Origin of the sequence: Actinoallomurus vinaceus, assembly GCF_039542055.1 — a bacterium.
Classification (GTDB): Bacteria; Actinomycetota; Actinomycetes; order Streptosporangiales; family Streptosporangiaceae; genus Actinoallomurus; species Actinoallomurus vinaceus.
Window position 1 is genome coordinate 293422 of sequence record NZ_BAABHK010000010.1, and the last position, 17477, is coordinate 310898.

Below are 17477 nucleotides of genomic sequence, written 5' to 3' on the forward strand. Positions count from 1 at the left end.
ATGACGACGGTCCGCGTACGAGGTCTCAGGTCTCGCGGGCGCGGGCCAGCGCCAGCCACGCATGCAGCGCCATCTCCAGCGCGAGCTGCCGGTCGGTGTCGTAGAGCCGCTCCCCGAACAGCTCCTCCAGCTGCCGGAGCCGGTACCGCACCGTCTGCGGGTGGATGTGCAGACGCTCGGCGGCCTCGTTGGCGTTGAACCCACGCTGCAGACAGGCGAGGAGCGTCTCCGCCAGGCGTTCGCGCTGCCCGGGGCGCAGGGCCTCCAGGGGGGCGAGCCGGTTGGCGGCGACGTTCTGGATGAAGCCCTCGTCGCGGAAGACGACGATCGTCGCCTCATGGTCGCTGCAGCGGATCAGGCCGTCGCGGGGAATGATCCCGCGGCGGGCCAGCGTGAGCGCCTCCCGTGCCCACCGCAGCGAGTTCGCCGCGCCCCGCAGGGGGACGGTCGGTCCCACGGCGGTGATCCAGTCGACGTCGATGGCCGCGAGGATGCGGGAGCGGCCCGGGCCGTCCGGGTCCGGGAGGAGCAGGTACGGCTGCGGGCAGTCGGTGTCGACCAGCACGTCCGGCGGGAGCGTCAGGGGCGTGAACTGGTCCGGTTTCCGTTCGAGGAGAGCGACGCCGGCGACCGTACGGGGCAGGGCCCACCCGGCCATCCGGGCGACCTCGGCGACCTCCTCCGGGGACGCGGGCGGGTCGGACAGCAGCAGGCCCAGCAGTCGTCGCCTGCGGCGTTCGACCTCGCCGGCGGCCCGTCCGATCGCCTTGAGGTATCCCTCCGAGGCGGCCGCGGCGATCTCGTCGAGGAAGACGAAGATGGCCTCGGCGAGCGGGCCGAGGACGTCCGGCGAGTCACACTGCTCGGCGATGCGCCGCCACGCCAGCCGGGCACCCACCCGCAGGGATCGCTGCAGGGCGTCGAGGCTCCGGCCCTGTGCGGCCTCCCAGGCGCCGATCGCCCGGTACACCGAGGCGATGCTCTCCCACGGGGCGCGCGGGTTCTCCAGCAGGTCGACGAACTGGCGGAGCGCGGCCTCCACCGCGAGCCGCCGCTGCTGCCCGAAGACCTCGTCCTCCGGGCGGTCGAACTCGGGGACCTGGCTGCCGATCTCCGCGATGACCTCGTCGACCAGCGGTCCGATGAGCGGACGCAGCCAGACGGCGATGCCCCGGGGAACGGCCAGCCACGGTCGGGACTCGGCGTCTTGTCTCCTCACCACGGTCACACCCCTTCGCCGGCCGATCGTGCAGTACGGGGAACGCGCTCCCTCCGCGACGCGGTCGACATCCGCGACGCCGTCGACGGCCCGGATCGGCCTCCGCAGCGCTGTCGCCGCCCCGGGGCGGCGTCCCCGGCTGGCCGAGGGCCAGGGCGTGCCCGGTGGATCTTTGTCCGGCTGCGCTCTAGGCCCTCGGATCCGATGGATCACTCGGCGCGGGCCCGTACGGCGAGCCGGTGTTCGTCCGGCCAGCGGACGTCGCCGACCCAGCCGAGGTGTTCGAAGAGCCAGATGAGGCGGGCGCTGGAGTCCAGCTGGCCGCGCAGCACGCCGTGCCGCGCCGAGGTCGGGTCGGCGTGGTGGAGGTTGTGCCAGGACTCACCGCCGGACAGGGGGGCGAGCCACCAGACGTTGCCGGAGCGGTCGTGGGACCGGAACGGCCGCTCCCCGCCGACGTGGCAGATCGAGTTGATCGACCAGGTGACGTGGTGCAGCAGGCCGATGCGGACGAGCCCGGCCCAGAAGAACGCCGACCAGGCGGCCGCCCCGTCCCAGGTGCCGGATCCCCACAGGCCGCCCGCCACCGCGGGGCCGGCGAAGGAGAACAGCACGATCAGCGGCTGCCAGAGCGCGACCCTGTGAAGGTCGCGGTCGGCCAGCAGGTCGGGGACGTAGCGGCGCTGGTTGGTCTTCTCGTTGTTGAAGGTCCATCCGACGTGCGCCCAGATCATGCCCTTGACGAGGGCGGGGATGGAGTTGCCGAAGCGCCACGGCGAGTGCGGGTCGCCCGGCTTGTCGGCGAACTGGTGGTGGCGGCGGTGGTCGGCGGCCCAGGTGATCGCGTCGCCCTCGACCGCCATCGTGCCGGCGACCGCGAGCGCGATCTTCAGTGGGCGCGCGGCCTTGAACGCCTTGTGCGTGAACAGCCGGTGGTAGCCGATCGTGATCCCGTGCCCGGCGATGACGTACATCACCGCGCCGATGACCAGGTCGTGCCAGGTCACGCCCCAGCCCCAGAGCACGACGACGGACACGATCACCGCGACGAAGGGGATGCCCACGAAGATTCCGACGATCACCCGGTCGCCGACCCCCATCCGCTCCCCCCAGGGAGCGTTCGCGTCGACGGCAACGGCCTGTTCCGCCATCTGACCCTCCTCCTGACGCAGTGGGTCAGCGGAACGTTACTGGCGAGTATCAGTGTGAGCTACGCAACAAACCAACACCTCGACCGCCACAATCATCACAAAAGTGACAAGCGACGACAGGGTGCCGAACATCAACGACAAAGCGTGCATCAACCCCCATAATTGCACCGATCAAAAAACAACAGGTGGCCTTTATAGGGCAACTTAATCGACAATTCCCCACCATCTCCGACTCAAGGTTAGAAACCTTTAACCGGGAGGCCAGCATCACCCCCCATTGCCGAACCTTTACGGTGGGCGCCGCACGCCATTCCGGAAAAGGAGATCGCCGAGCCTCTGAGCTCCGGCGATCGATGGGGGGAGACACATGGAATCGCGACCCGACCGCTCCGTACGACCGGCGCGGCGAAATGAGGCCGGACACCGCCTGCGGAGGGCGATCGGCGCCGAGCCGGTCACACCGCTCATCGGAGTGTTCGACATGTTCTCGGCGTCCGTCGCGGCCCGGCACTACGACGGGTTGTTCGTCTCCGGATTCGGGTTCGCCGCCTCGCACTACGGCCTGCCCGACATCGGCTTCATCGCCTGGCCGGACATGGTGGGCTTCGTGCAGCGTCTCCGGCTCGCCTTCCCCCGGCACCACCTCCTCGTCGACATCGACGACGGCTACGTCGACCCCGAGGTGGCCTGCCACGTGGTCGAGCACCTCGAGGCCATCGGCGCGTCCGGCGTGATCATCGAGGACCAGAAGCGCCCGCGGCGCTGCGGTCACGTGGACGGCAAGCAGATCCTTCCGCTGGGCGAATACCTCGAGAAGCTCCGGCTGGTCCTGGAGACCCGGCGGGACCTCGTCGTCGTCGCCCGGACCGACGCCACGGACGAGCGCGAGATCGTGCTGCGCGCCGAGGCGCTGGCCGCCACGGACGCCGACGTCATCCTCGTCGACGGCGTGCGCAGCGCCGAGTGGATCCGCAAGATCCACGCGGTGACCGGCGGCAAGCCGCTGCTGTTCAACCAGATCGCCGGCGGCAAGTCGCCGCGGTTCTCCCTGTCCGACCTGGAGGACCTCGGCGTCAGCGTCGCGATCTACAGCACGCCGTGCCTGTTCGCTGCGCAGACGGCGATGGACCGGGCGCTGCTCCGCCTGAGAGAGGAGGACGGGCGGCTGCCCGAGGTGGCCGACGGCACGGTCGGGGTCACCGACTGTCTGGCGCTCCTGGACCGCAACCTCAGTCGCCACCACCACTGACCGCCCGCCGATGAACGACGCGAATCGCCGGCCCTCTCCGGCGATTCCCTGTCCGCTCAGACTCTTGGCGATTCCATGTTCATTAGTGCATGATACGAGCACGAATCGCTCAAGAACGAGCAGATATGGAGGCGGTGTTGGCGCAACGACACGTCGTGGCCGAGATCGAGAGTCAGCCTTCCTGCTGGCGGCGGGCCGCTGACCGACTGGGCGAGGCGCGGGGGGCGCTGCCCCGCGACGGTGAGCGCGTCGCCGTGTTCGGCTGCGGCACCTCGCTGTACATGGCCAGGGCGTACGCCGCGCTGCGCGAGAGCCGGGGCCTCGGCCTCACCGACGCCTTCCCCGCCTCGGAGCTGCCCTTCGGCCGCGACTACGACCGCTACGTCGCCATCAGCCGGTCCGGCACCACGACCGAGGTGCTCGAGGCCGTCGAGCGCCTACCGGAGGTCACCGCGATCACCGCGATCCCCGACGCGCCCTTCGCGGCCGGGACGCGCACGATCGTCCTGGACTTCGCCGACGAGCGGTCCGTGGTGCAGACGCGGTTCGCCACGACCGCGCTGGCGCTGCTGCGCGCCTCCCTCGGCGACGCGGTGCCCGCCGACGACGCCGAGCGGGCCCTGACCGAACCCCTGGACCCCGCGTGGCTCGCCGCCGAGCAGATCACCTTCCTCGGCCGGGGCTGGACCGTCGGCCTGGCCGAGGAGGCCGCGCTCAAGGCGCGCGAGGCGGCGCAGCTGTGGACGGAGTCCTACCCGGCGATGGAGTACCGCCACGGCCCGATCAGCATCGCCCAGCCGGGCCGGCTGACCTGGATGTTCGGCACTCCCCCGGACGGGCTCGCCGACGACGTCGCCGCGACCGGCGCGGCGTTCGCGACCAGCGGCCTCGACCCGCTCGCGCACCTCATCGTCGCGCAGCGGCTGGCGGTCGCCCGCGGCGAGGCGAAGGGCCTCGACCCCGACCGCCCGCGGTCGCTGACCCGCTCGGTCGTGCTCAAATGATCGTCGCTCTCGACGTCGGCGGCACGTCGATGAAGGGAGCGGTCCTTTCTCCCGAGCTCGACCGCGTCGCCTCCCTGCGCCGGCCCACGCCGCAGGGCGACGCCGCCGTCGACGCCGTGCTGGAGACCGTGGCGGAACTGGTCGGGCAGGCGGGCGACGCCGAAGCGGTCGGCCTGGCCGTGCCCGGCATCGTCGACGACGAGCGCGGCGTCGCGGTCTGGTCGGAGAACATCGGCTGGCGGGACGTCCCCTTCCGCGACCTGATCGCCGAGCGCATCGGCCTGCCGGTCGCGGTCGGCCACGACGTACGCGCCGGCGGGACCGCCGAGATCCGCCTCGGCGCGGCGCAGGGCGCCCGCAACTCGCTCGTGGTGGCCATCGGCACCGGCATCGCCGCGGCGATGGTGATCGACGGGCACCTGTGCGTGGCCGGCGGCTACGCCGGCGAGATCGGGCACATGTCCGTCGGAGTGGACGAGCCGTGCGTCTGCGGCGGCACCGGCTGCCTCGAGGCGGTCGCCTCCGCCGCGGCGGTCGGCCGCCGATACGCCCGCCGTACGGGCCGGAAGGCGGCCGCCGACGCGGTCGCGGCGCTGGTGGCCGAGGGCGACGCCGACGCCGTGGCGATCTGGGCGGAGACGGTCGGCTTCCTGGGCACCGCCCTGGCCGCCGCGACCGCACTGATCGCCCCCGAAGTGATCGTGATCGGCGGAGGCCTGTCCCGTGCGGGCGACCTCCTCCTGGGCCCGCTCGCCGACGACCTCGCCGGGCGGCTCACCTTCCACCGCCGGCCGCGCCTGACCATCGCGCGGTTCGGGGACGAGGCCGGGTGTGTCGGCGCCGGACTCTGGGCACGCGACCTATTGGAGCGACGATGACGGTTCTGAGCGCGGACAAGGTCGTCACCCCCGGCGGCGTACTCGAACCCGGATGGGTGAGCGTCGAGGGCGGCCGGATCACGCGCGTCGAGCGGGGCCTGCCGGAACGGACCGACCGGCACGTCCACGTGATCGTCCCCGGCTTCGTCGACATTCACTGCCACGGGGGCGGCGGGGCCTCGTTCGACTCCGCCGACCCGGAGGAGTGCGTGCGGGCGGCGGCGTTCCACCTGGAGCACGGCACGACGACGCTGGTCGCGAGCCTGGTGTCGGCGGCGCCGGACGATCTCGAACGCCGGGCGGCCGTCCTCGCGGAGCTCGCCGACGACGGCGTCGTGGCGGGAGTCCACTACGAGGGCCCGTTCCTGTCGGTGGACCGCAAGGGCGCGCACGACCCCGCCCTGCTGCGGGCGCCGGACCCGGAGACCGTGGGCCGGCTGCTGAAGGTCCCGCACGTGCGGATGATGACGCTCGCGCCCGAGCTCGACGGCGGCCTGGACGCGGTGCGCCGCCTCCGCGACGCCGGGGTGATCCCCGCCGTGGGGCACACCGACGCGACATACGACGTGGCGCGCGAGGCCGTACGGAGCGGCGCGCGGGTCGCCACCCACCTGTTCAACGGGATGCGCCCGCTGAACCACCGTGAGCCGGGGCCGATCCTCGCGCTGCTGGAGTCACCGGACGTCACCGTCGAGTTGGTCGGCGACGGCGTGCACCTGCACCCGTCGATCGTGGCGCACATCGCCCGGACCGCGGGCAGCTCCCGGACGGCGCTGGTGACCGACTCCATCGCGGCGGCGGGCATGTCCGACGGCGACTACCGGCTCGGCGGCCTCGACGTCGAGGTACGCGACGGCGTGGCGCGCCTGGCCGGGGGCGGCTCCATCGCCGGGAGCACCGCGACGGCCGCGGCGGTCTTCCGCCATACGGTGCTGACGTCCGGTGTCGCGCTGGAGGACGCCGCACGGCTCGCCGCGACGACTCCCGCCGCGCTGCTCGGCCTCACCGACCGGGGCTCCGTCGCGCCCGGGCTCCGCGCGGACCTCGTGCTCCTCGACGCGGACCTGCGGGTGCAGACGGTGGTGACGGCGTGATCGTCACGGTCACCCCCAACCTCGCGCTCGACGTCACGTACGAGCTGCCGGAGCTGCTGCCCGGAGAGACCCACCGCGTCGAGAACGTCCACGCCCGCGCGGGCGGCAAGGGCGTGAACGTCGCCCGGGTCCTGCACACGCTCGGCCACGACGTCCTCGTCATCGGCCTGGCCGGCGGGGCGACGGGCACGGCGCTGCGCGCCGACCTGGACGCCGCCGGGCTGGCCCACGACCTCGTCCCCATCGCCGGGGAGACCCGCCGTACCGTCACCGTCGTGGCCGGCGGTGACGCCACCCTGCTCAACGAGCCCGGTCCCACGATCACGCCGGAGGAGTGGGCGGCGCTGGAGGCGCGGATCCCCGACGCCGACGTCGTCGTCATCTCGGGCAGCCTGCCGCCGGGCGTGCCCGCGGACGCCGTCGCCCGGCTCGCCCGGCGTGACGTACCGGTCATCGTCGACACGTCCGGCGAACCGCTGCGGCACGCCGCGCCGTACGCCTGGGCCGTCAAGCCGAACGCCGACGAGCTCGCCGAACTCACCGGCACGGACGACCCCGTGGCGGCGGCCCGGTCGCTCGGCGCGCCCGCGGTCGTCGTCTCACTCGGCGCCGAGGGCCTGCTGGCCGTCGTCGGCGACGACGTGCACCGCGCGGCCCCGCCCCAGGTGGTGAGCGGCAACCCGACCGGCGCCGGCGACGCGGTCGTCGCCGCGCTCGCCGCCGGAATAGGCTCGCCCTGGCCGAGCCTGCTCAAGGACGCCGCCGCGCTGTCCGCCGCCGCCGTGCTCGCCCCCGTCGCGGGAGCGTACGATCCCGTCGCCTACGAAGGATTCCGCAGATGCCACTCGTCTCCGCAGGAGAGATCGTCGTCGCCGGGCACGGCGTCGGCGCCTTCAACGTCATCCAGCTCGAACAGGCCGAAGCGCTGATCGACGGGGCCGAGGCGGCGGGCCGTCCGGTCATCCTGCAGATCAGTGAGAACTGCGTGCGCTACCACGGCGCGCTCGAGCCCATCGCGCTGGCGACCCTCGCGGCCGCCCGTCAGGCGAAGGTCCCGGCCGCCGTCCACCTGGACCACGCCACCTCCCCCGAGCTCATACGGGAGGCGGTGGAGCTGGGCCTGGGCTCGGTGATGTACGACGCGTCGGCGCTGGACTACGACGCCAACGTCGCCGCTACCGCCGAGGTGACCGCGTACTGCCACGAGCGGGGCGTGTGGGTCGAGGCGGAGCTCGGCGAGGTCGGAGGGAAGGACGGCGTACACGCCCCGGGCGCGCGCACCGACCCGGAGGAGGCCACCCGCTTCGTCGCCGCGACGGGCGTGGACGCGCTCGCGGTCGCGGTGGGCACCTCGCACGCGATGACGGACCGGACCGCGGCCGTCGACCTCGGCCTGATCGCACGGCTGTGCGCGGCCGTGCCGGTGCCGCTCGTCCTGCACGGGTCGTCCGGGGTGCCGGACGCCGACCTCACCCGCGCCGTTCAGGCGGGTATCGTCAAGGTCAACATCGCCACCCATCTGAACAAGGTTTTCACCGACGCGGTCCGGGGATACCTCGCCGACCATCCGACGGTTGTGGACACCCGAAAATATCTGGCGCCGGGGCGGGACGCCGTGGCACGCGAGGTGGCACGGTTGATCGGTACGGTGCTCACCAGGGGCTGACGGGCCTTTTATCCTTCGTGGCTTAGGATCGTCAAGCCCCCGGACGCCCGGCACGCCGATCGGTGCAGCCGCGCCCCTCAGGTACCTTCGGGGGTTCACGCAGGTCACGGGGGACGAGTGAGTGACAAGGACACCGGCGTCGGAGCCGGTGAATCGCAGATGCCCGACACCTCTGCCGACGACGGCGATCCCACGACGCCCGTGGACGGCCCCGACGGCGCCACGAGCGAAAGCGCGGCGGACGACTCCCGCTCTTCGCCGACCGCGGCGAGCGGCGCCGGCTCTCCACCGGCCGCGGCGAACGGCACCGAGACTTCGCCGGACCTGGCGAAGAGCCCTGGAACCTCGCCGACCGTCGCGAACGGCAGCAGATCCTCGCAAGACGCGACGGACGGCGCCGGTTCCTCGCCGACCTCGACGGACGACGCCGAGACATCGGTGGACCTCGTCAAGAGCCCCGCGACCTCGTCGGCCGTCGCGAAGGACGCTGAGACATCGCCGGACCTCACGAAGAGCTCCGGAATCTCACCGACCGCCGCGAACGGCGGCGGATCCCCGCAAGACGCGACGGACGGCGCCGACGCCTCGCCGACCTCGACGGACGACGCCGAGACATCGGTGGACCTCGTCAAGAGCCCCGGAAACTCGCCGACCGTCGCGAACGAGATCGGATCTTCGCACGGCGGGACGAACGGCACCGGATCTTCGCCAACTTCGGGGTCGTCCGGCGCGTCCAACAACGATGACGCCGTCGGGCTCGAGGCCGCGGCCGGACCGGAAGACGCGGCCGATCCGCGCGGCGTCGCCGTACCGGCATCTGCCGTCGAGTCCGGAGCCGCTGATCTCGATGACGCCACTCGACCCGACATCGCCCCGACCGTCGAACCCACGGCGGGTGCTCTGGTCGTGGCCGCCGAAAGCCCGTCGGCCGTGACCGCCGTACACGCCCTTCCCGAGGGCGAGAAGTCCACGGAGAAGCCGAAGAAGCCGAAGAAGAAGCGGAGCCGGCGGGTCAAGTGGCTGCGCCGCTCGGCGTACGTCCTGGGCGTGCTCATCCTGCTGCCCGTCGTCGGCTTCATCGTCGCCTACCTGATGACGCCGGTCCCGAGCTCCGCGCAGCCCGACGCCGAGAAGGAGGCGTCGGTCGTTTACTACAGCGACGGCAGCGTCATGCTCCGGACGGGCCTGGACCGGCAGCCGGTGCCGCTGTCCAAGGTTCCCAAGCCGGTCCGGGACGCCGTGATCTCGGCGGAGAACCGCAGCTTCTACAGCGACCCCGGAGTGTCCTTCAAGGGCACGGCGCGGGCGTTCTGGGCCACGGCGACCGGCGGGTCGATGCAGGGCGGGTCCACCATCACCCAGCAGATGGTCCGCAACTACTACAGCGGCCTCAGCCAGCAGCGCACCGCGTCGCGGAAGCTGAAGGAGATCATGATCGCGCTCAAGGTCGGGCGCGAGAAGGACAAGAGCTGGATCCTCCAGCAGTACCTCAACACGATCTACTTCGGCCGCGGCGCGTACAGCATCCAGTCGGCCGCGCAGGCGTACTTCGGCAAGGACGTCCAGGACCTGACGCCGGCCGAGGGCGCGTACCTCGCGGCGGCCATCCAGGTTCCGACCTACGCCGGCGACCTGTCCATGAACGGGGCGCGCGGGTACATGCAGGCCCGCTGGAAGTACGTCGTCGACGGCATGGTGCAGATGAAGACCATCACGCCGCAGCAGGCGGCCACGCTGCAGTTCCCCGTGCCGAAGAAGCCGAAGGTCAGGGACACCTACGGGGGCCAGAAGGGCTACATGTACCAGCTCGTCGTCTCCGAGCTGAAGCGCATGGGCTACACCCAGGAACAGATCGACAAGGGCGGGTTGAAGGTCCGGACGACCTTCGACAAGGACCTGATGGACGACGCGAAGCAGGCCGTCGAGGGCGCCATGCCCTCCGGCGTCTCCAGCAAGGTGATGGCGGGCCTGGTGTCGGTCGACCCGTCGACCGGCGAGATCAACGCGCTCTACGGGGGCAAGAACTACATCGACCAGCAGTTGAGCGCCGCCACCACCCAGGTGCAGCCCGGGTCCGGGTTCAAGCCGTACGTGCTGGCGGCGGCCCTGGACGACGGGATGTCGTTGGACGACTACGTCGACGGCAGCAACGGGCAGACCTTCGACGGCACCGCGATCCACAACGACGCCGGCGAGGACTTCGGCATGGTCAACCTCGTCACCGCCACAGAGCAATCCATCAACACCGCCTACGTCAACATCGCCCAGAAGATCGGGAACGACAAGGTGATGAAGATGGCGGAGAAGCTCGGCATCCCCGAGTCGCAGCTGACCGCCAACGGCGCCAACACCGCCGCCACCTTCCCGCTCGGCGTCATCAACCTCAGCGCCGAGCAGCAGGCCGCCGCGTACGCCGCGTTCGCGACCGAGGGCGTCTACCACGCCCCGCACGTGATCCGGTCGGTGACCGACCGGAACGGCAAGAAACGCGTCGTCCCGACGACCGGCAAGCGCGTGTTCAGCACCCAGGTCGCCCGCGACGCGACGTACGCCATGCAGAAGGTCATCGACTCGGGCACCGGCACCAGGGCCGCCCTGCCCGACCGGAACGCCGCCGGCAAGACCGGCACCACGAGCAGCGGCAGGCAGGTCTGGTTCAACGGGTTCATCCCGCAGCTGGCCGCGTCGGTGGCCGTCTTCCGGACCGACAACAAGGCGCTGAGCCTGCCGGGCTACACCGTGTACGGCGGTTCCCTCCCGGCCACGATCTGGCACAACTTCCTCGTCAAGGCCGACGCGGACATGCCGGTGAAGTCGTTCGGCGACCCGTCGGTGTACGTCGGCGGGCGCCAGTGGCCGACGCCGACCGCGCCCGTCCAGCCGCGACCGCATCCCACCCTTTCGCGGCCCCGGACGACCGGGCCGTCCCGCCCGTCCACCCCGACCCACATCCCGACGCACATTCCGACCCATGTGCCCACAGGCGGCCCGACCGGCGGGCCTACGGGCCGCGTGTACGACGGCGGCGACCCCAACTCCGTGTTCTGAGCGTTCTGAGCGCCCGCGGCCCTGCGGCGGCGGGCGCTCAGGCGTTCATTTGCAGGCCGTGGCCAGGGCGGTGGGCTGGCGCTGGACGACGTTCTGCATGCGGGAGATGTCGCGCGGGCTGATGCCCGTGCTGACGCCCCGCCACTCGGTCGCCATACCGCTCAGCGTCCGGGTCAGCTTCTTGTCGTCGGACTCGCGGGCGAGCGCGTCGAACCGCGTGGCGAGGGTCGCCGCCGCCTGCTTCCACTGCGTGATGTCGTCCGGCGAGATGCGGTTCAGGGTCGCGTTGTAGGACCCGACCGCCTTCACCGCGTCGTTGCAGACCCGGCCCTTGTTCGTGCCGACGCCGCATCCGGCCGCGCACACCGCGACCAGGACGACCCCCGCCGACAGCCGCCATCCACCCCGCATCGCCCCGCTCCTTTCGCCTGACTCCCCTGCCCCGTATTCAATCGTGGAGAAGCGGTCACACGACGCCGAAACGGCGATCTTCGGGCGGGTGCTCTATACTCACCGTCAGGTCACGAGTGCCAGCGCTAAGCCCCGGCTTGCTGGCCGGCAACCCTCCGTCCGTGGCGGGGTGCCCCGGGTGATGACCGGGTCCGGCACGACCGTGCCGGACAAGCGCGGACCCCTCGCGGGGTCCCAGGCCCCGCTGGAGGTGCGTGTTGTCCGCTGTCCTCGATCTGCCCCCCGTCACCCGTCCCGCTCTGCGCGTCGTCGGGGAGGGCGTCCCCGTGCCCGTCGCCGGCGGCCGGACCGTCCCGTACGCGAACCTCGACTACGCGGCGAGCGCGCCCTGTCTGGAGGCGGTGCGCGACGCGCTCGACGCCGCCCTCCCCTACTACAGCAGCGTGCACCGCGGCGCGGGATACGCCTCGCAGGTGACGACCGACCGGTACGAGCGCGCCCGCGAGGTCGTCCGGGAGTTCGTCGGCGCGTGGCGGCGCGACGCCGTGGTGTTCACCCGCAACACCACCGACGCGATGAACCTCCTCGCGCACGCCCTGCCGCGCGGCACCACGGTCGTCGTCTTCGAGTCCGAGCACCACGCGAGCCTCCTGCCCTGGGCGCGCGGCAACCACGTCGTACGGCTCGCGGCCCCCGAATCCCCCGAGGCGGCCCTCGCGGCCGCCGGTGAGGCCCTCGCCGCGGCACCGGCCGGTCCGCGCCTGCTCGTCGTCACCGCCGCCTCCAACGTCACCGGCGAGCTGTGGCCCGTCGCCGAGTTCGCCGCCGTCGCCCGCGCGCACGGCGCCCGCATCGCGGTCGACGCCGCTCAGCTCGTCCCGCACCGGCCGTTCGACATGGGCGCGCTCGACGTCGACTACGTCGCCTTCTCCGGGCACAAGCTGTACGCGCCGTTCGGCGCGGGCTGCCTCGTCGGCCGCGCGGACTGGCTGCGCGCCGCCGAGCCGTACCTCCTGGGCGGCGGCGCCACCGCGAGCGTCGGCGAGCACGTGACGTGGTCGGCGGACCCGCAGCAGCGGCACGAGGCCGGCACGCCGAACGTCCTCGGCGTTGTCGCGCTCGCAGCCGCGTGCGAGGCCCTGACCGACTGGGAGACCCTCGTCGCGGAGGAGGAGCGCCTCCTGCGGCGGCTGCGGACCGGCCTGGCGGCGATCCCCGGCGTACGGGAGCTGTCGCTGTGGGGCGACCGGCACCCGCGCGTCGGCATCGTGTCGTTCGTCGTCGAGGGCCGCGGGTCCCGCGCCGTCGCCACCGCGCTGTCCGACCGGTACGGCATCGGCGTACGGGACGGGAAGTTCTGCGCGCACCCGTTCGTCCGGCGGCTGGTCGGCGACGGGTCGGGCGGCTGCGATGACGGCGACGGCACCGCGCTGCGGGCCAGCCTCGGCATCGGCACCACCGACGAGCACATCGACCGGCTGCTGACCGCGCTGCGACGCCTTACCACCTGACGATCCGCTCCGCTGCTGGTCAGCGTCATCAAAGGTGTAGTTCGTCCGGGTAAGTCCAATCGGCTGCCGGTACTCGTGCGCGCCGCCGGTTTGCTCCCGGTACGGTGGACGCCTTGTGCAAAGAGCTTCCGGGGGGTTGCGAATGACCGGCACATGGGAGCCCGCGAACCAACTCGAGCAGCAGCTGAGCGACGCTCTGGGCGACGGCGACCAGAACGCCTATTTCAAGCTGCTGAGCACGGCGGAGCTCGTCCTTCCGCTACCACAGGTCGAGCCGGGCTCCCCCGGACAGCCGGCGTTCACGTGGCCGACCAGCACTCACGAGGGCCGGACCCACGTGCTCGCCTACACGTCGGTCGAGGCGGCGCGCGCCTGCCTCGGACCCGGCTACGAGCACTTCGTCCCGATGCCGCTGGCGGAGATGGCGAACACCTGGCCGGACACCGACTGGTGGCTCGCGGTCAACTCCGGGCTGCCGATCGAGGGGTACCTGCCCGCCTGGTTCGTCGGACAGCTCACCGCGAACCTCCCGCCCGCCCAGGAGGCGCCCTCCTCGCCCGCCGCTCAGTCACCGACGGGTCAAGAGTCGGCTTACGGGACGCACGCCGGCCCGACCGGGCAGGACGCGGTCCACGGCTCGTCCGCGCCAGCCGGGCACGAGATGACGTACGGCGCGCAGAGCGAGCAGGAGGCGGTCCACGGCTCGTCCGCACCGGCCGGGCAGGAGACGGCTCACGGCGCACAGACCGGCCAGGAGACGCCTTATGGCGCGCAGGCCGACCAGGAGGGGCGTTACGGCGCGCCGGCCGAGCAGGAGATGGCCCACGGCTCGCAGACCGGGCAGGAGAGGCGTTACGGCGCGCCGGCCGAGCAGGAGACGACTTACGGCGCCGAGCAGGAGTCGGCTCATGGGCAGGTCGCTCCCGCCGGGCAGTACACGGGCGAAGCGGCACCGGCCCACGGGTCGCTGTCGTTCCCACCTTTGTCGGAGACCTCGCTGCCTCCCGTACCACCGGCCGAGCCGTCCGCTCTGGAGCCGGGCGCCGTTCCGCCACCGCCCGGAGACGCCCCGGCGCCTTCCCCGGACGCGCATTCTCCGGCGGGCGGACCGACCCCCGCGCCCTTCGGGGACGCGCCCCCTTCGATTCCCGGCGGACCGGCCCCGGCCTCTTTCGGGGACGGGCATCCTCCGGTTCCCAGCGGACCGACCTCCGTACCCCTCGGGGACGGACACCCTCAGGCCACGGGCGGTCCGACCCCCGCGCCTCTCGGGGACGGACACTCTCCGGCCCCGGGCGAACCGACCCCTGCCACTTTCGGGGACGGGCGTCCTCCGTTCCCGGGCGAACCGGCCCCGGCATCCGTAACCGAGACCGCGCCGTTCCCCCGCCTCGCGTTCCCCACTCCGCCGCCGGAGGGTCCCCCGCCCGCGCCCGGCCCGTACCCGCCCACGCCGGCCTGGGAGGAGTCGTTCGGCGAGACGACGATCGCGGACGCGCCGACCGCGGAGGCGTTCGCCGGAGAGACGTCGGCCGGGGAGCAGCCGGCCGGCGACAGGCTGACCGGGGACAGGCCGACCGGGGAGTCGTCCGGAGGCGCGCCGACCGGTGAGCCGGTCTGGGGCGCACCGGACGGGCGGACACCGGCCGGGCAGGCGCCGCCGTACCCCTCGTTCTCCACCGCGGGCGCGGTTCCGCCCGCCCCCGCGGAGGGTGCCCCGCCGGCCGCCGCGACCGCGCCTCAGCCGATCGTCTCCGGCGACGAACCGATGCCCCCGGGACCCGGCCAGGCGGACCCCCGGCCTTCCCCGGTCGACGCACCCACGCAGGGCGAGCCGCGGCCGGTCCCCTCCGACATGCCCCTCACGCCGCACTTCACGGCGGACGCCGACTTCGTCCCCCTGGACGAAGAAGAACGCCTGCTCTACGACGCCGCCGCGCGCGACGACCGCGAGGGCATCCTGCGGACGCTCCTGGGCGCACGCCAGATCTGGGTGCCCATGGTCGAGGGCGGCGACCTCATGCTGGGCCCCGGCCGACCCGGCTTCCAGTGGTACACCCGGGAGTCCGGCGGACGGACCGTCGTGCCGCTCTTCACCGGGCCGAGCCGGATGCGCGAGGCGATGGGCGGCCACCCGTTCATCCTGTCCGACCTGGCGAAGGTCCTGCGGTTCTGGCCCGACCCGGCGTGGGACCTCGTCATCAACGACGGCTCGCCGATCGGCGCCACGATCCCTGGGGACCGCGTCACGCCGCTGTCGCGCCGCGTCGACGACGAGGCCGCCGAACGCCTGGCGAGCGACTTCCCCGCGCAGAACGACGCCGAACGGCGCCTGTTCGAGGCCCGAAACGATCCGGACGCGCACCTGCAGGTGCTGCTCGAGGCGTCGGTCTTCCTGCCGGTCTGGAGCCGTACGCCGCCGACGGTGCAGACGCCGCCGAGCGACCCGGCGTTCCCGTGGGCGGCGGTGTCCGTCCGAGGCCGCGCGTCGGTGCTCGCGTTCACCTCCTTCGACTGGATGAAGGAGGCGGTCGGCACCACCGGGTTCGTCATGCCGACCTTCGCCGACCTCCTCGCCGCGTGGCAGGAGCCGAGCTGGGACGTCGCGGTGAACCCCGGCACCCCGATCGAGATCGCGTTGTCCGGCGAGCAGATCCACGCGGTCGCCACCTCGCTCGCGAACCGCGCCGCCACGCCGGGCGCACCGCCCTCCGCGCCGGTGGCGCCCCCCGGCGACCTCACCCAGGACGCCTCCACCGAACTCCACCAGGCCCCCACCGGGCCACCGCCGGAGCCGGTCGCGGCCGCGCTCGCGACACCTGCGGCCCCGCCCGAGACGCCGCCGACCGAGCCGGAGCCGGCACCGGGCTTGGTCGGCATCCCGGGCCCGGCGGAGGCCGCACCCTCGACCGCGGAACCCGGACCGGCACAGATCCCGACCAGCATCGCCGTCCCGACAGCAACCGCACCATCGACCGCCGCGCCTCAGCCGGTACAGATCCCGACGAGCATCCCGGTCCCGGCGGCGACCACACCGCCGACCGCCGCGCCTCAGCCGATACAGATCCCGACAAGCGTCCCGGTCCCGACAGCGACCGCACCATCGACCGCCGAGCTTCAGCCGGAACTGGTCCCGACGAGCATCGCCGTCCCGACGGCGACCGCACCGCCGACCGTCGAGCCCGAACCGGCGCAGATGCCAGCTGGGGTCCAGGTCCCGGCCGAGACAGCGCTGCCGACCGTTGCCCAGGCGGAACCCCAGGCCGTCGTTCAGGCGGAGTCACGCACCCCCGCCGACGGGGCGTTCACGATCATGCAGAAGGTGCTGGTCCACGACCAGGTCCCCTGGTACCTCGACAAGGCGTATGACCGGGTCGCCGGCTTCGTGCACCGCGTCCAGGACGTCATCGACCTCAACACGCCGCAGCGGCTCTATGAGTGCCTCGGCCTGATTCGTGACGGGTCGCCCTTCACCGTCGACGACCCGGAGGTGTACGTCATCCGCTGGGCGGCGTACCGAGCCGGGCTCTACCGCACGCCGTTCGGCGGCACGAACGAGGACGCCCTCAAGGAGTGGGGTAAGGACGGCTGGGTGGTGGAGCCGCCCCCGTTCACGGGCGACGGCTTCGCCTCCGGCAGCGCGGGCAGCATCCCCGAGTACAAGGCTGAAAGTTTCAGGCTTCCGCACAGCTCGGAGATGTACGTCATCAGCAGCGACGGGTCCGAACGGTTCGTCGCCAGGTACGACGCGGATCGGCTCGTGTGGGAGAAGGACAATTGATCAGGGACGGCTACGTCGCTCGTTGGCAGGGCACCGACTACGACGCGGTGCCCGGTGTCGACGGTGAGGTCCGGCTGTACTCCACCGTGCCCGTGGACGGCTTCACCGAGGTACGGCCCGACCGGTTCCTGCTGGTCGTCCGCGAGGACGAGGTCGACGGCCTGCGGTACGTCCGGACCCGCTGCACCTGGCGCGGCGAGCCGTTCGTCGTCATCGGCGAGCACGAGGGCTGGGTACGCGTCGAGTACAGCGGCGGTCGCGCATCCGTTGCCGCAACTCTCGGGCTCGAACGCGTGGACATCGGCGTCTACCAGGCCTGGGTGTCCCGGGACGAGATCACCGGACTTCACCAGGAGCTCATCTAGAGGTTGCTGCGATATAACTCTGTTAGCACGGTTGATTGATCGGCTTTCACGTGATCGCATGATTCATGTCTGACTCCCCGGGGTAAGCCGGGGTGGGTGT

13 protein-coding genes and 1 riboswitch are annotated in these 17477 nt (G+C 72.3%); of the genes, 10 read left to right on the forward strand and 3 right to left on the reverse strand.

Going from position 1 to position 17477, the window contains the following annotated elements; translation table 11 throughout:
• Window positions 1-25 precede the first annotated feature (25 nt).
• Window positions 26-1222 carry a PucR family transcriptional regulator gene (locus tag ABEA24_RS32335; RefSeq protein ID WP_345435355.1) on the reverse strand — a complete coding sequence of 399 codons (1197 nt, stop codon included), beginning with the start codon at window positions 1220-1222 and terminating at the stop codon, window positions 26-28.
• Between the two features lie 206 nt (window positions 1223-1428).
• Window positions 1429-2370 (reverse strand): acyl-CoA desaturase, encoded by a 942-nt coding sequence (locus ABEA24_RS32340; protein WP_345435357.1) that lies wholly within the window; start codon window positions 2368-2370, stop codon window positions 1429-1431.
• A 367-nt stretch (window positions 2371-2737) separates the two neighbouring features.
• Here ABEA24_RS32340 and ABEA24_RS32345 point away from each other — a divergent pair, with 367 nt between their 5' ends.
• From ABEA24_RS32345 to ABEA24_RS32375, 7 genes are all read left to right on the forward strand, one after another.
• The gene (locus ABEA24_RS32345) at window positions 2738-3619 is read left to right on the forward strand and encodes an isocitrate lyase/PEP mutase family protein (protein ID WP_345435358.1); all 882 of its coding nucleotides are present in this window, start codon (window positions 2738-2740) and stop codon (window positions 3617-3619) included.
• Between the two features lie 137 nt (window positions 3620-3756).
• Window positions 3757-4623 (forward strand): SIS domain-containing protein, encoded by an 867-nt coding sequence (locus tag ABEA24_RS32350; protein ID WP_345435360.1) that lies wholly within the window; start codon window positions 3757-3759, stop codon window positions 4621-4623.
• A complete protein-coding gene (locus ABEA24_RS32355) occupies window positions 4620-5501 on the forward strand; it encodes an ROK family protein (protein ID WP_345435363.1) in 882 nt (293 codons plus the stop codon). The genes ABEA24_RS32350 and ABEA24_RS32355 overlap by 4 nt, the downstream gene beginning before the upstream one ends.
• Entirely contained in the window at window positions 5498-6595 is a 1098-nt protein-coding gene (nagA, locus tag ABEA24_RS32360; protein ID WP_345435365.1) for an N-acetylglucosamine-6-phosphate deacetylase, read from the forward strand. Before ABEA24_RS32355 ends, nagA begins: the two co-directional genes overlap by 4 nt.
• Window positions 6592-7524, forward strand: coding sequence for a 1-phosphofructokinase family hexose kinase (locus ABEA24_RS32365; RefSeq protein WP_345435367.1), 933 nt, complete (start codon window positions 6592-6594; stop codon window positions 7522-7524). The genes nagA and ABEA24_RS32365 overlap by 4 nt, the downstream gene beginning before the upstream one ends.
• Window positions 7434-8261 (forward strand): class II fructose-bisphosphate aldolase, encoded by an 828-nt coding sequence (locus tag ABEA24_RS32370; RefSeq protein WP_345435368.1) that lies wholly within the window; start codon window positions 7434-7436, stop codon window positions 8259-8261. Before ABEA24_RS32365 ends, ABEA24_RS32370 begins: the two co-directional genes overlap by 91 nt.
• A gap of 117 nt (window positions 8262-8378) precedes the next feature.
• The gene (locus tag ABEA24_RS32375) at window positions 8379-11309 is read left to right on the forward strand and encodes a transglycosylase domain-containing protein (protein WP_345435370.1); all 2931 of its coding nucleotides are present in this window, start codon (window positions 8379-8381) and stop codon (window positions 11307-11309) included.
• Between the two features lie 45 nt (window positions 11310-11354).
• On the opposite strand, the gene ABEA24_RS32380 is transcribed toward ABEA24_RS32375, so the two are convergent.
• Window positions 11355-11720 carry a hypothetical protein gene (locus ABEA24_RS32380; RefSeq protein WP_345435372.1) on the reverse strand — a complete coding sequence of 122 codons (366 nt, stop codon included), beginning with the start codon at window positions 11718-11720 and terminating at the stop codon, window positions 11355-11357.
• A gap of 108 nt (window positions 11721-11828) precedes the next feature.
• A riboswitch (SAM riboswitch) is annotated at window positions 11829-11942 on the forward strand.
• 35 nt (window positions 11943-11977) lie between these two features.
• Between ABEA24_RS32380 and ABEA24_RS32385 the strand changes: the two genes are divergently transcribed.
• The 3 genes from ABEA24_RS32385 (at window position 11978) to ABEA24_RS32395 (ending at window position 17377) form a co-directional block, all read left to right on the forward strand.
• Complete coding sequence (locus tag ABEA24_RS32385) at window positions 11978-13231, forward strand: aminotransferase class V-fold PLP-dependent enzyme (RefSeq protein ID WP_425551258.1); 1254 nt, start codon at window positions 11978-11980, stop codon at window positions 13229-13231.
• Window positions 13232-13373: 142 nt separating this feature from the next.
• Window positions 13374-17012 carry an SseB family protein gene (locus ABEA24_RS32390; RefSeq protein WP_345435374.1) on the forward strand — a complete coding sequence of 1213 codons (3639 nt, stop codon included), beginning with the start codon at window positions 13374-13376 and terminating at the stop codon, window positions 17010-17012.
• Window positions 17009-17377 (forward strand): hypothetical protein, encoded by a 369-nt coding sequence (locus tag ABEA24_RS32395; RefSeq protein ID WP_345435376.1) that lies wholly within the window; start codon window positions 17009-17011, stop codon window positions 17375-17377. Before ABEA24_RS32390 ends, ABEA24_RS32395 begins: the two co-directional genes overlap by 4 nt.
• Window positions 17378-17477 lie beyond the last annotated feature (100 nt).

What these genes read in the sequence shown, in the direction of transcription:
- ABEA24_RS32340 (WP_345435357.1), bottom strand. Translation starts at nt 2,370, where the DNA reads ATGGCGGAACAGGCCGTTGCCGTCGACGCGAACGCTCCCTGGGGGGAG.
- ABEA24_RS32345 (WP_345435358.1), top strand. Translation starts at nt 2,738, where the DNA reads ATGGAATCGCGACCCGACCGCTCCGTACGACCGGCGCGGCGAAATGAG.
- ABEA24_RS32355 (WP_345435363.1), top strand. Translation starts at nt 4,620, where the DNA reads ATGATCGTCGCTCTCGACGTCGGCGGCACGTCGATGAAGGGAGCGGTC.
- nagA (WP_345435365.1), top strand. Translation starts at nt 5,498, where the DNA reads ATGACGGTTCTGAGCGCGGACAAGGTCGTCACCCCCGGCGGCGTACTC.
- ABEA24_RS32370 (WP_345435368.1), top strand. Translation starts at nt 7,434, where the DNA reads ATGCCACTCGTCTCCGCAGGAGAGATCGTCGTCGCCGGGCACGGCGTC.
- ABEA24_RS32380 (WP_345435372.1), bottom strand. Translation starts at nt 11,720, where the DNA reads ATGCGGGGTGGATGGCGGCTGTCGGCGGGGGTCGTCCTGGTCGCGGTG.
- ABEA24_RS32390 (WP_345435374.1), top strand. Translation starts at nt 13,374, where the DNA reads ATGACCGGCACATGGGAGCCCGCGAACCAACTCGAGCAGCAGCTGAGC.